Raw genomic sequence first — 14,555 nt, forward strand, 5'->3', positions numbered from 1 at the left:
GAGGCCACCCTACGGACAGATGGTTATCTGCCTCTCCGCCCCAGGATGTATTCGAGCGGCGAAACGTCTTCGCCTTCGTTGCCCCGCATCAGAGCGTCGACGCCGCGATTGACCTGAGTTGCCGGAAGTCCCGTCGCCAAGCCCGTCGCGTTGATGATACCCTTGATGTCTTTCGGCTTGATGCCTGACAAACCATCTTCGGACATTGGCGCGGTCAGCACGTTAAACAGACCGACAGCCCCCTTGCTCGCGTCGCCCATGATGCCGCCATATGCGCCGCCACCGTCGAAGCCTTGCATCGCGCTCGCACCGTCACGAACGAACGGGATCGTTCCCATGACACTCAGGCCCGTTTGCTTCGCCAGGAACTTCGCCCAGCCGTCTTCTTCGCCGCCATCGTCGCCGCCAGGAAGCTGCCCACGGATCGCGGCCATAACGACGGCTTCGAGCATGAACAGGAACGCCATGTCGACGGTCCACGATATAACCTCGCCGGCCGATTTGGCGCTGACGCCTTCTTGCCGGACCGTCCGCGACGCCTTGCCCGTCCGCTCGTAGGCGACGTTGAACTTCGCGAACATATAGGAGCCGAGCGCCGTAAACAGCCGCACCACATCATTCTGCCGAGCCGTCCGCGAAACGGAGCCGCGTTCAATAGCCGAGCGGTCGGAGAACAAGCCAGACGCCTGCGACCGCTTCACGACGTCGTCGGCGTGCGCAATGGCCTTCGCCTCGTCATTCCCGAAGCGGCGCATTCCCTGCGCGTACCCGGCAAGCCAAGACGGAATGTCGACGACGTACCACTGCACCTTGGTCATCAACCAAAACGACAGCGGCCCGATCCACTCCGATTTGATATCGCCCCACCTGGACGCAACCGGCCCCATCTTCGGATCGTTGTAGAAGTCGTGAATGTCCTTGTTAAACGTCGTCGCGCGCGTGCTCATGAAAGCCGACTTTGCCGTGATGTCGTCGACAGCGCCCGGCCGTAGCGACGCCTGCAAGCCCCGCACGAAGTCGCGCTTGCCCATCGCGACCATAGTCTGCGACAGGCCGGTAACCTGAGACGCGACGGTCACGAGGTTGAAGGCGAGCTTCGCCGCCGTGAAGTTCGATTTGAGCGTGCGCGCCGCGCGGCCGACAAAATCGCCCGACCGCAGCTCACCCTCTGCAACGTCCTTCAGCCAAAGTTCGAGAGCATCGAAGTCGGCTTGTTTGCCCGTCTCTGTGAAGGCGTCGCGAATGCGCCCGTTCTGCAAAATGCGCCAGGAGTTGGCGACGGGCTCGCTCAATTCCAGATCATAGATCACCTGATTGACGTGCCTGTGAAGCACGGACATATCAAGCTCAACGTCACGGCCCGACGACTGCGCGCGTTCCTTCAAATGCCCGTTGCGGGTCTGAGCCTTGCCGAAACGGCCAGCCTGCAACGACTGCGCAATCTCTTGCGTTTGATCATCCCGAGCCAGCGACGAAAGACGCGGATCATACTTGATCGGATAATATCCGCCCTTCAGCGACTTGCCGCCGATTGTTACCGGCGAGCCTTCCACCCGTTCCGGCTCTACGCCCGTCGTCCGCTTCTCGCGGGCCACGATGTCATCCCAGAACGACCCAACGTAATCCCACACCGACTGTACGAACTTTGCATCGCGCTCGTCGAGCGTCGCCAGGATCGCGGCAACTTGCGCCTCAGTGAACGACCCGCGCACCTTGGGATCGGTAAGCCGCTGCATGTTGCCGTCGTTGCCGGTATTGAGCGCAACTGCGATCCGTTCCCACTTCGAGAGCGCAAACCCGATCTCCGGCATGTGTCGACGCACGGCCATTTCGCGCCGTTCGGCCTTCGAGTAAACCGAATAGAGCCCTTCGAGCGCCGTCGCCGCCTTTTCCTTGCGCACGATCAGACGGCTCATCGCGGCGTCGATTGGTGCCTTGATGTTGCGGTATGCCGTACCAGCATCTTTGAACCCGTCGATTTCTCGCAGGAGCGTCGTCGCGTTGAGCACCAGGTCAAGGAACTGCCGCGCGCCATGGCGGATAGCTTCGGCCTTGGTCTTGACGCGCCCAGGTGGCCGCTTCTTGACGTTCGCCTCGAAGGCTTCTGCAATGTCAGTCACGACCTCATCAAGCGCGCGCTCGTTCTGCGCATCGATCAGCTTGTCCCATCGCGTCGCGACGTGCTCAAGGTTCTTCAGGCTATCGATCACGCCGCGAAGCTGTTCGACCGGCAGAGTTTTGTAGGGCTTGCGCGCCGCGTCTGACAACACGCTTTCAGGGATAGCAATTTCGTTCTCGCGACCGGCCGCCTTCATCGCCTCAATGAAGTCGTTGAGCGTGCCGCGCCGCTGTTCAGCCGCGCCGCTGATCTTGCGGAAGTCGTGCCGTTCGAGAATTTCGTCGATAGCGCCCAGGTAATCGATTGTCGCATTTTCGCGCCGGCCAGCGCCCGCGATACGCTCGCGCGTCGCCTTGCTGTTCAAGCGCTTGACGTAGTTCTCCGCTTTCTCGACTTCATCGGCCACCTTGCGCGATTCCATGTAGAGCGCATGGTTGACCAGTTGCCGCCGCTTCGCGTCGATCAAGTTCGCGACGAGCTCGTTGTAACCAGCCGTGTGTGTCTCGACCGCCTTCGTACCAAGGAACTGGCCGCCTGGACCGAAACGCCGCTCTGTGCGCAGCACAGTCGCATCGCTGCTTTCGAGCTTTGCGTTGCGTTCCTCGATTGCCTTCGCCAGACTATCGGGCGACGCCTCGCCCTTCGCCACCGCGCGCGCCTTCGCCTCGATACGCCGGTTTGCATTCTGAAGCCAAATGCTGTTGCGCGCGAGTTGCGCGGCCAGCCGTTCCGCTTCCTCCGCAGCCTTACGTTCAGCCGCAAGGAAACGGCCCGAAGCCGTCGCGTCACGCACGCGCATGCGAGCAAGCGTCTGGCGTGCAGATGCCCGCGCTTCTTTGGCCGTCAATCCCGGCTCACGTTCAGCTACCTCGGAGACCGCTTTAAGCTCTGCGGCGATCCACTGGCCGCGCTTGTCGACGTGAACCGCGTCCACCGCTTCCGCTTCGAGCGAGCCGTCATTCAGCACGTCGCCGTGACGATCTTGCATAATGCGATCCGTCTCGGCCTCGATTGCCTCGGCACGCTTTGGTGCGCGTTCCATGGCCTGTATCATTTCATCGCCGCTATCGAAGCCAAACCAGCCGGCCGCCTCGTCGGGATCGATGCCGCCCTCGACCGTGTAAACCGCTTGCTTCCCGCGCGGCAAAGTTTTGAGAACGCCCGAACCGTACCGAGCGACAAGGATTTCTTTCGATAGCCTCATGTCCGGCAGGTCTTGATCCTGACCGTCGCCAAGCCAGCGCTTATTGCCCATCCACTCGATTGCGCGGAAGTACGGCAGCGCGTTGATTTGCGAAGTTACTTGCGCCTTGACGGTCTCGCGTTCCTTCTTAAACCACTTCTCTTTTTCCCTTTTAATCGGCTCCATAATTTCGCGAAGCAAGCGAGCTTTGGCGCTATCCTCGGCCTGCTGGCGAAGCTTCATCAGGTTGGCGTACTCTGCCGCCGTGAGCCCAAGCTGCTCAGCCGTCGCGAAGACAGGCGTTGAACCGCCAATGTTGCCTTGCGCTTTGGCGATCTCCTCATCTGTCGCAATCATTCGATCAAAAACGCCCCGGATCTGATCCGAAGGATTGACGTTGAGACCAGCCAACCGCTGATAGATCGAGACTAGCCAAGCTCTGAATTTCTCGAACGCCGAGCGCAATTCCTCATTCGGCGCGCGGCCCTCCATCAGATAGGCTTCAAACCCGCGCGCAAACTGCTCTTGACCGCCGACGACGATAGCGCGGTCCTTTACCGCGTCGCCGGTCGTCCCGATGTCCAGCCATGCCGTCACGTCTTCAGGGGACACAGTGACGCCATCGGTCGACCGCGTGGCATCTTTCGCCACGGCGTCGGCGTTCTCGCGCCACCATTCCCGCACGGCCTTAACGTCCGCAGTGGCTTGCGCCTCACCGCGCGCAGCAAGATCTTCCAGGACGGTCAGGAAGTAGTGGCCGCTTTCGTGAATGACGGTCGACAGGTTTGCAGTCTCGAACAGGCGAATGATCGTCTCGCCGTTGCCGACACCGGCAGCAGGGAACTGGATCGAGCCGTGCGGACGGTTGCCGTTCTGGAATAGGCGCTTGCTATTCTTGAAATCCGCAACCGCATCGGCTACACTCCCACCGGTTGCGGCCCCCTGCCCTCTCTTCTGGACGCCTTCCGGCGAAAGGTTGCTTGCAGGGGTCGCCGCGACTTCGAACCCCTCAATCTGATACTGACGCAATTTGCCATCGCCCACGTCATGAAGGACGAGGCGCACAGACATTTCGCGCCCATCAACCACGATACGTGCAGCGGCATGAACGACCTTCTGTCCTTCAACCGTCTGGCTTTTTGCGTCGGCGTAGGTAACGGCGTTCTGCACAATTTCAGGAAGATGCGGGATCAGATCCGTGCGGATCGAAAGGCCATCGCGCATCCATGAATAAACGGACTTCTTGGCCCGGTTGAAAGTGACGGCTTCGCCGCTCGCCATCGTCGCGGTGTCGTTCTTGAACTCGCGCAGGGCAGCCAGCGCATCCTGCATGGATAGCCCGCGCGCCCCGCCGATAACGACCGGCGCAAGCTTCATATCGCCGTTGCGCTGCACGGGCAGATCGCGCCCGCCACGATCCTGTTCGCTTTGGAATAGGACGCGCCCAGGGGTTACGGTAGCCTCGCGCTCAGGCATGCCGGCAGACAAAGCATTGAACGCCGTGCCATGCGCGCCCGAGCGAACGATGATAGCCTTGCTATCGGGAACGTCGGCCGTTTTCCAAGGCGCAGGAATGGCGCCCTTCTTTACCGGCTCGCCAAGAGCAGCAGCGACATCCCTTTGGCGCTTGTCTTCTCCGCGCTGCATGCGGTCGCGCATCTGGACGTTGCGCGCTTCGACTTCGCCATAGATGCGCTTATAAAATTCGAACTGCGCAGCCCGCTTCATTTCCTCATGGACGACTTTCATTTCGGCCTTCAACACCGGAAGCCGATTAAGTTCGTCCAAGCTAGCGCTGCCGTCGTCAACTTTCGCGTTGATGGCCTCCCATTCTTTGAGCAAAGGCTCGGCTTGGCGCGCGAAAAATTCTACGTCCGCACCTTCGTAAAGCTCGCCAGACGAGAGATTGCCGCCCCCCTCAAATCCTTCCTCGTCCTGGATTGCGTGCGCAATTTCATGCAACAGCGTCGAACGCGCGTCGTCGAGCGATGTGCCTTTGGCAACAATCTCGAAGCCGTCCCAACTGCCCCGATGTATCCCGACTTTGGGATTGATCACGAACTTAACCGGGATGCCCTTGAAAATCGGGTACGCTGCGAACAGCTTCGGATGGTCGAGCAATTCGCCTAGGGTGCCGTCGAACGTCTTGATTGAATTAACGGCCGCATTTTTCAACAAGCCTGCGTTTATCGTCGCGTCGGCGTCGCTGATCTCGAAGCGCCACACGCCATCAGGCCCGACGAAAAAGCCGGTTTGATCATAGATCTCGTCTCGCGTCGCGCCATTGGCGCGCATGAGCACGGCGCTTGACATGGCGTTCAGGTCCGCCGTCCGTGCGCCTATACCGGCGAACTGATTGAACGACGACGTGTCTGCCTTTTCCAGTGCCGCCCTGATCGTCGCGTCATCGTCGTCAAGCGACACGCCGACCTCGGCAAGATGTTCTTCAATGCCGGTCAGATCTCTTGCGCGTTCAATCGCGGGATCGATGGCATCGTGCGCCGAATACTGAGCATTGCCGGACAATTCCGCGTCGATAGCTTCCCAGAGCGCCGCCGAAATATCAGGAACCTGCCGCCCCTCTTCAGTGGCCCGAAGGAACTCGATCACTGTCGGGTCATTCGCCATATAGCCGCGCTCGATTGCAGCAAGCGCCACGTCGCTTGCCCCGAATTGCTTGCCACCTTCCGAGGGAAGCATCGACGCTTGACCGGGAACAAAGCCCTTCCGTGCAAGGCGCACTGACTTTTTGCCCTTGCCGCGATTGACGACCGTGGCGTCACGCGCCGCAAGCTCGCCGCCCACGTCGTTGATGCCGCCGTAATTGGAAATAAACTCGAGCAACGTCGGCCGCGTATCGCGCAGCGTCCTTGCCGAGCGCGCTTCAGCAAGCGTTCGCGTCAGCGCGTCAACGTCGCGGAACTGCATACCCTCCGGGATGGAACCCTTGACCTGCGGCAATGGGTATTGCTGCATAAATTCTTCTGTCGTCAGGCCCGAACGCTGCGCCATCACGCGATAAAACGCCGGGTAAAGCATCGCCTCAGTAGTGGCGACATCGGTCGACCGGCCAGCCACGCGAAGGCGCGACACCATCGTGTCGTAGATTTCTTGCTCGAATGACCGAAGCTGCTCGCCCTGCTGGCGAAGATCCTCGGCAAGCTGCCATGCTTCTTCGAGCGCATCGTTCGCGCGCGCGTTGAACTCGACCGCCTCGGCCGACGTAAACTCGTCAGGGTCGAACCGCATGTTTTCCAGCAGAAAAGCATCGTGCTCGGAACCCGCGATATGAGCGGCATAAGTCGCAGTCGGGATTTGCAGATCGCCGCCACCTGCAAGTGCCGCGTCGAGATCATCGCGCGTCACGCCTTCGAAGCTGTCGACAAGCTCGTAAGGGTCAAGGTCCATGGACTGGAAATATTCGACGAACTTTTTCGCAGGAACGAATACGTTCTCGACCGGGCCGTCCTTCGTCGCTTCAGCAACGAACTCGCGGAATTTCTCGGGCAGCCGCTTGCGCAGCGCCGACGATTGCGCTTGACCCGAAAGAGCCTCGAATACAGCCTTGCGGGCGTCCGCCGCTTTGGCCTTGCCCTTTGCATCGAGAAACTTTTGACGGCCGACGCCGACGACTTCGATAGGCGCAGTCGCGAACTCGGCAAGCCCCTCAAGGATAATGTCGCCAAGGTTCATCTCCTGACCGGAGAAGTATTGCCCGCCAGCTTCGCCCGCCGCACCCATGACCGCTTGCGTCAGCGATTGCAGCACCATGTTGCCGACCGGGCTTTCAGCCAGCATCTTGCCAGCCACGCCGCCCGACACACCGTCGATAACGCCGACGATGACGCCCCGCACGTTGCCACGCTCGACGGCCGCTTTCATCAGTTCAGGGTTTGAGATCGCCGCAAGCGCGTCCTCTGGCTTGGAAATATCGAGACCATGTTCCTTGAACAGATCGGCAGGCGCGGTGCCCATTTCGGTCGCGGCGGAAGTTGCGCCCATAGCGGCAGCGCCGGCCAAGGGATTGCCCGTTGCAATCGACACGCCCGTTGCAGCGGCGAGCATCGGCAAGCTTTCAGCAGCCGTTTCGCCCAGAAACGCCATAAAGGCTACCGGGTCTTTCGAAATGGCCTGCACGAACGGGCCGACGTCGTACCACGGTTTGCCAGCGGCCACCCCCTCTTGCCACTGCTTCGTTGCGACTTGCCAATCACCGCGCGCCTGATCGCCCCCCGGCGACATCGGGATTTCAGAGATGTGCTTATTCAGCAATCCGACTTGCTGCTGATAGTACGCGGCGTTGTTCTTCGCGGCGTCAGGCCCAGCGGCAAACTCGGAAAACCGCGACGTGGCAAAGCGAGAGCCCGCTTTGAACAAGTCGACCGGATCAGGGAAGCGTTTGTAAAGCAGGTTGCCGTTCTTATCGCGAACGTCGACCTCGCTCGCCAGGATATCGCCAAACGACTGCTGTTGATCCTGGAAGCGCTCAGTCGCGGCGTTCGCCATCAACTGGTCGTAAGCCATCGGAAGACGCTGAGCCCCGCGAGATACCGCATTCTTCGCGGCCACGAGCGGCGTTTCCCACCATGACAGCCCCGAAAGATCGTCTTTCGCGACAGCAGCGTTCTCAGGGTTGCGCAGCCATTCCGTCAGGCGCGGCGAGCTTGAGAGTATCGTCGAGTTTTTTTGCCGTTCGATTTCCGCTTGGAAGACGCTGCCGAACTCTTGGACCATAGCCAGCGGTGGCACGGGCGAACCGCTGATTTTTGCGAACTCGTTCGCGAGGTTCAGATGTCCCGCGACCTCGTCAGGCTTGCCGTTCGTTGCGGTAAGCACGACATTCGTCGCCCCTACGTTGCCCTGCTGCTGCTTAGCCTTCCAGGTTTCATAGTCTGCAAGCGTGTCCATAGTTCCCCGCAATCAAAGCCACGCGCCGTTGTAGCGGGCGATGGTTGCGGGACAGATCAGCGGCTGATTACAAAGTCCTCATAGCGCTGCTCGACTTCTTTCTTGCTCGGTTTCCGGCCTAGCTCGCGCTCAAGGTCAGCCGCAATTCCGCGCCTGAGATCGATCGGAATGTCACCGTAGTCGACGGCAAGCTCGGCCGTGGAATCGTCAGGCCGGTCAGCCATCTGGAAGGCGAGGCCCGGCTTTTCGTTCGTTCCCCACAGCATGCCGGGCGTCTTGATCACGACAGGCAAAAGCAGCTTGTTGATCATCGACTGTACTTCGATCTGCGTCGGAGCCCGGTTGTTATTGGCGCGTTTAAACGTCTCCATCTCATCGGCCAAAGCGTTATGGAACTTGACGACTTGCTTCGCCGCGTCTTCTTTTGCCGTGCCCTTCTTGCCAGCCGTCGAAATGCCGACAGCCTCAAGCTGCGGCGTCGCCTGCGAGAACGCCGCCGATAGGTTCGAGCCGTTTTCGCGCGCCTTGCGCTTGTCCGTCAGTGCATCTTGCCGCCAGCCGCGCACCTTCTCCCAATCGGAATTGGAGAGCTTGTCGCGGTACGGGAACAGATCGACGTTCGCGAAGCCTTCCGGATCTTCCGCGTATTCCGTTTGCAGGTCGTACAGCGTGCGGTCGTCCGTCTGCGGCTCGCCGCTCGTGCGAAGCGTTTTCTGATAGTTGATCAACGTCGTCATTCCAGACGCGCCAAGCGCCTGCTGATAGTCGAGCGGGATCTTGGACAGTTCCATGCCAGGGTTGCGCATAAGCTCGCCTTCGGCCCATGATTGAACCTGCTCACGCTGCGCATCCATCTGCTTTTTCTGAAGCGTGTAATAGCTGCTTAGAGCCTCTTGCGTTTCCTTCCGTTCCTTCGGATTTTTGATCGCCATCAATTGCGCGTTGATGTCCGCCAAGCCTTTCGGCCCATAGTTCGGCAGCGCGGCAGTCTGCTCGTTTACAGTCCCGGCAGTGCGAAACCCGAGGACTTTCCCGGGATCGAACGACGCGACGCTGACACGATTGCTCTGGTTGCCGCCCAGAACCATGACTTTGCCGTTGCGGTCGAACCCTTGGAAGAAGCCGACGTGTCCTTCCCAGCCGTTCGGATCTCCGCGCGACATCACGACGATATCGCCCGGCTTTGGCCGATCAGTCGGCATTCCAAAGTTCAGGAACGACCGCGCGTTCAATTTGCCAGTTCCATCGACACCCGACGCGCCGAGCACGCCATTGACGAAGGCCGCGCACCAGGGCGTGACGCGCGGATCCACGTTGAGCCCGGCAGAGCGTTTGATGAAACTCGAGATCACGCCCGCGTCGCCGCGCTCAGTCATGCCGACAAACTTCGACGCGATCTCGTTCGCACGAACGCGCGCCGGCACGGCCTCACTATCAGCGGGCTTAGGCGCAGGTTCTTCGAGGCCCATCCGAGAGGCGCGCTCGCGAGTTGGCCCAGGAGCCTCGTCGTATGTCTGCGGGGCGATACCGCCGACAATGCTCGCGACGTTTCGGCTTGCCTTCTCCGCGAGAATTGGAGCTTCGAGCGCCTTGTCGAGATTGGCCTTGTCGACGGCCGTAAGCGCCGCTGCGTGATCGTCGATGTATGTTTTCGCCGCCAGCGGGTCAGCCAACGCAAGCCGCGTTGCGATGTTCTTGTGTACGCCCGACGCGAAGTCCTTTTCTTTCAGGGTCAGCGTCGCGGCATCCCAGCCGTGCATGCCGGCCTGTTCGCGGATTTCGAGGATACCGGCCGCAATGTTCTTATTGATCAGCGCCGGGTTGTTGGCGTTCTCCAATGCGTCATTGGCGAACGTCTCGACGCGCGCGGCCGATGTTTCGTTAAACCAGCTTTTGCGCGCTTGAGCACTATGAACGACAGACTGCTGAAGGACCGAATTTAGTCGCGATTGCGAGGCGTCCGAATAGCTTCTCGCCGCGCCGCCCGTCAGCGGCTTGCCAAATTCCTTGCGCTTCTCGTCCGCTTCCTTCTCGAACGCGGCGCGCGCGTCGACAGCATTCCGGCCCTCAAGCGTCATGTATCCGCCTTCGCCGTACATTTTTTCGCGAAGCCAGTTCGAATAGGAGTTATCCGCGTCTTTCGCGCGGTTTGCGTCGTCGAGCGCTTGCAATTGCGCCATCGCGTCGGCCGCTTGCCCAACGCCTTGCGCGAGCCCTTGCATGCCGCGCCCCGCTGCCGCGCCGAAGTCGTCTGGCGAAGCGCGCACGTCGATGCCCTGCTGGAAGTTTGGCCGCAGAGAGACGTTCTGAACGTATTCCGGAACCTTGACCACGCGTCGACCCCCTTACGAAATGCGTCCGACCGACGATTGATATTGGCCGTATGCCTTAGCGCCGCCGCCCAGGATCGTGCCCATAGCGCCCAGATAGCCGCCGGTCGATGCCGAGCTAGCATTCATTCTGCTGAGTTGCGCGCCTGCTCGCTTATTCGCGCCATCGACTTTGTGCTCGTAGGCTTCACGGTACGAGTTAGTCCGGATCGTCAGAGCATCAATTTCACCGAGAGCGGCAGTGTCGACGAGCAAATCCAGCGGCGATCCGAAGGTTACATCGACGCCGTTCGCGGCCATAGCCGCAGTCTGTGCGCCCGTTATCCGAGCGACCTCTTGGCGCTTTTTCTGTTCTTCCTGCTGCCCGCGCTCGATTGCATCTTTCGCCCGCCGGTCGGCAATCTTGGCGTTCATGTTCTGCACTTGCGCGTTGAAGCGTTCGGCCTTCGCCGTCGCTTGCGCCTGTTGCACCTGACCGGCCCCTGCCATGACCGTCGAGCCGATCATCATAGCCATCATTAGATCACACATCGGTCGACCTCAATTCAAAGACGTAAAAGTCGTGACCGCGATATGTGATCGGCTCGGAAAGCTTAAACCCCAGCCACCGCAGCCAGCGAACCGACACCTCGTTGCGAACATCGACGAAATTCGTCAGTGTCGAATATCTCTGCAACAGTTGATTTCGCCATTCGCGCGACCGGCGAAGGAACTCCATCTGATGCGCCAGCACGACATCGGTGCCGAGCAACCAGGGAGCGCCTACCCCGGCAAGGATGTTTAAATCGCCAACGCCAAACATGGCTTCAGGGCGGCCGTCGACGAGCCACGTCCAGGCGACCGAAGACTTGCGAAGCGAGAACGCCAAGGCTTGCCCCGGCGTCTTTCCTGATGCCGCATGGACCTCGAGCCTATCGGCCTCACGCATCCGCCGCGCGATGGTGCGAATATGCGCAGGCCGCGCCGGCACGATTTGCGTCCTTGGTTTCATTTCCCGACAACAACGTCAGGCATGATTGCAAGGATCGTCATCGGCAGCGGATCAAATTGCTTCACGAACATGCGGCCGTTATCGTTCCAATCCCACGGCGGAGTAATCTTGATGTCGCCGGTATAGAGCGCGATAGCCTCGTTCCACGCCTCGATTGAGCGCTGCTTGTACTCCACAAGGTCATCGCTGTTTCGGTCGCCGTCGTATGGCCCGACGAAAATGCCGCGTGTTTTCTCGACGCGCAGCGTTACCTCGCTGACCGACTTCTGCCGACCCTGCACTGTGCCAAGTCCAGGCACCTGCCCGAGGTCGAGATTGAGCGTTTCGAGCGTCGCGATCATTGGCAAGCCGATGTGAACTTTCGTCGCCGCATTCGGCAGAACTACGCCAACACCGCCCGTCACATTGCCCACGACGAGATTGCGCACCACGTTGCCATCAGCCAGCGCGACGACCGTCTGACCCTTCAAGTGATCGAGACCGGTTATGATCTTCGCAGCCGGTCCCTCGTATGTCAGGCCGCAGTCGACGAAGAAAGCGTCTTCGATCTTGCTGAACGCGCGCGAACGAAGCCGCTCGATATATCGCTTCTGTTGCCCGCCTATCGTGCGCCTGACGATGAAATAGGGAACGTCTTCCTTCCCCTCGCGCGCGACCGTCACGTCTTCGAAAATCGCCGCGCCATTCGGGCCGCTTTCGTGGCGCGTCCATGCCCATACGTCATGCTCTTTTAGGTACGTCAACGAACAGAGCCGACCGTTGTCCAAAACGACCCAGACAATCGAATATGGAGCTTGCGCGTATCCCCACGCCTTGATCTCGCGGTCCTCGAATAGATGTCGCGCCAGGATGGTCAGATCCTTGCCGTCGTAGCCGTTCGACGCAAAATCATAACTCATGTCGCGAATGACGCCGCCCGCTTCCTGTGCAAACAGCACAGTGTTGCCAACCACAATCGGCTGCACGCGAGACGAACCACGATACCCCTGCGGATCAATTTTGATCGCAGAAGGCGTGATTGCGTCCGAGTTTGAACCGCCGCTTACGACCCACTCGGCCCCCGATGTGAGAAGCATCAAGCCGCCCAACGCTATCGCGCCGCGGATCTCGTTCACCTGCCGGGAGCGAATGCGGAACGTCACTGCGTCCGATGCCTTTGCCGGGCTTGAAACTCCGAAATTCTCATAGTTCGCAGATTGCGAGAGGAACCCCGCTTGCGGATCTTTCCTCGTCGAGAAGAAGCCAAGCCGCTGCTCGATGAATGTTGCCACGCGCGGATAATTGCCCACGCCGTTGAACGGATTGCGGCCCGTCTGCGGCCCATCGGCCATGTCCGCTACTATGTTACTGTCAGTGAAAAGTGTTGTTTCTGATCGGCCGATGTAGCCGTAAATCCCGTTGCTTTCCTTGTAGATGATATAAGCCGACGCGCCCGCAAGAGCGTTCCACGTCAGCACGTTTTTGTTGTTGTTCAGCGAGAGATCGTTGACGGCTGTTACCGGACTGCTAGGCAGACTTTCCTCGCCTGTACCTCCGTCCACGGCAGAAACGACGTACTTCATTTCCTTGCCGTACTGGATCGTAATTGCAAGGCCGGTAGGCGTCGACGGTGCGCCGGTACCGGCAGCAGCCGGGATTTGCGGGTCGACGCCGTTGATCTGCATCTGCTCAACGGTCGCCTCTGTCGTCGTCACTTCGACTAGAAGGCCCTGGAAATTCCCGCTAGTCCGATAGAGCCGATAGAGAACCGCGCCAGCGACCGCGTTCCATGTGAACTTAGTCTGCCGCCCGTCTTCCTTTTCCGTTTGCAGCACACGACTGACCGCCGTCGAACCTGCGCTTTCCGCGCCGCTCGCATTAACAGCCGTCACTCGGAACGCGGCATTTGTCGTATCGCCGTTCTTGCGTTGGAAGTGCGAAGAGACAGCAAGTCCAGTCGGCGCTACGATCTTCGGGGCGAACGTGACAGCGCTGATCGTCCAATTGTCGTCAGCAAGCCGCGCAATCTTCTGCACCGGGTAATCCGGATGGCAGACATACATAACGTCTGCATCTTGGATATGGACCAGATTCCAGATGTCGGTATGCGCGTAAGGCGTCACGACTTCATAGGGTGCGCCGGATTTCAGGATCACGCCGCCGTCGCGAATGACCCGGAAATATTTGTCGCCAAACTCAAGCCGGTAAGTCTGTTCGGTGTTGAACTCGAAGGGAACTTTGCGCGTAATCTTCGCGCTGTTCTTGACTTCGGTGACGAACTCGGTGCCAGCGCGGTTCGACGCGCCTCCATGGGGATGCACGAAAATATTGACCGCCGACCGGAGGCCGGAAGAATACTTTGCGAGGTCGACGCGCGCGCCGAGCGCGGGCGACAACTCCCCGGCAGTGAAGGACGGCTGATAGGCGCGAAGGTCTGCCATTTATCCGCGCTCCGCAACAAACTCGCTTTCGTGGTCCGATGTTTCGCGGACCTCGTTTGCGTCGGCTTCTGCCGCCGCCGACTGAGTGGCTTGCGCCAACTGGTAGCAGTCGGCTCGAATTTTCGGATCTCGCGTCAGCGGCATGGCGATGCGTGTCGCCAACTGCCAGCTAAGCGCCTCGATGAACATTGGAGAAAAGCGCGTCGGGTCAGCGAGCTTTGCCGTGTACCGGAGAAACGCGGGCGACAGATCGCAATAGATCGTCGTACCCTCGGCATCGTGAGGGTAGGCCAACTCTTCTTGTAAGGTTTGCGGGCCAGGGTCGCGCACCGAGTATTCCGGCCGGACCCACCGAATTTTGAGGCAATCGACCGGCCGCTTGTACGCCCGAGCCCATCGGCCGGGCTTGTCGTTAGCCACTTCAGCGAGCGATTCCGTTTTGCCCGCAAACCGCCAGGGATAGACCTGCAAAAGAGTGTCGCGCGAATGCTCATAGAACTGCTTGCATGCGCGCGGTTCAGCGCCCGGCTCGTCAAGGCTCTGAATGTTTTGCTTGCCGATATTTGATAGGGCAAGGTTGCAGATCGAAACGACCGAAGCCATG

Annotated in this window: 6 protein-coding genes; all 6 read right to left on the minus strand. The window is 59.9% G+C overall.

What is annotated here, in order from left to right; all coding sequences use genetic code 11:
- Nucleotides 1-23 precede the first annotated feature (23 nt).
- The 6 genes from AACL53_RS09415 to AACL53_RS09440 are packed head-to-tail and all read right to left on the minus strand — an operon-like array spanning nt 24 to nt 14,554.
- A complete protein-coding gene (locus AACL53_RS09415) occupies nt 24-8,210 on the minus strand; it encodes an LPD23 domain-containing protein (RefSeq protein ID WP_339084242.1) in 8,187 nt (2,728 codons plus the stop codon).
- Nucleotides 8,211-8,266: 56 nt separating this feature from the next.
- Nucleotides 8,267-10,543: a TIGR02594 family protein gene (locus tag AACL53_RS09420; RefSeq protein ID WP_339084243.1), complete on the minus strand. Its 2,277-nt coding sequence runs from the start codon at nt 10,541-10,543 to the stop codon at nt 8,267-8,269.
- Between the two features lie 12 nt (nt 10,544-10,555).
- Nucleotides 10,556-11,071: a hypothetical protein gene (locus AACL53_RS09425; protein ID WP_339084244.1), complete on the minus strand. Its 516-nt coding sequence runs from the start codon at nt 11,069-11,071 to the stop codon at nt 10,556-10,558.
- Entirely contained in the window at nt 11,064-11,531 is a 468-nt protein-coding gene (locus AACL53_RS09430; RefSeq protein ID WP_339084245.1) for a phage protein Gp13 family protein, read from the minus strand. Before AACL53_RS09430 ends, AACL53_RS09425 begins: the two co-directional genes overlap by 8 nt.
- Entirely contained in the window at nt 11,528-13,951 is a 2,424-nt protein-coding gene (locus AACL53_RS09435; protein ID WP_339084246.1) for a hypothetical protein, read from the minus strand. The genes AACL53_RS09430 and AACL53_RS09435 overlap by 4 nt, the downstream gene beginning before the upstream one ends.
- Nucleotides 13,952-14,554 carry a hypothetical protein gene (locus AACL53_RS09440; protein ID WP_339084247.1) on the minus strand — a complete coding sequence of 201 codons (603 nt, stop codon included), beginning with the start codon at nt 14,552-14,554 and terminating at the stop codon, nt 13,952-13,954.
- Nucleotide 14,555 lies beyond the last annotated feature (1 nt).

This window comes from Hyphomicrobium sp. ghe19 (genome assembly GCF_902712875.1).
Taxonomy (GTDB): Bacteria; Pseudomonadota; Alphaproteobacteria; order Rhizobiales; family Hyphomicrobiaceae; genus Hyphomicrobium_B.

Coding starts and splice junctions, on each gene's coding strand:
- AACL53_RS09415 (WP_339084242.1), bottom strand. CDS start 8,210: ATGGACACGCTTGCAGACTATGAAACCTGGAAGGCTAAGCAGCAGCAG.
- AACL53_RS09425 (WP_339084244.1), bottom strand. CDS start 11,071: ATGTGTGATCTAATGATGGCTATGATGATCGGCTCGACGGTCATGGCA.
- AACL53_RS09430 (WP_339084245.1), bottom strand. CDS start 11,531: ATGAAACCAAGGACGCAAATCGTGCCGGCGCGGCCTGCGCATATTCGC.
- AACL53_RS09435 (WP_339084246.1), bottom strand. CDS start 13,951: ATGGCAGACCTTCGCGCCTATCAGCCGTCCTTCACTGCCGGGGAGTTG.
- AACL53_RS09440 (WP_339084247.1), bottom strand. CDS start 14,554: ATGGCTTCGGTCGTTTCGATCTGCAACCTTGCCCTATCAAATATCGGC.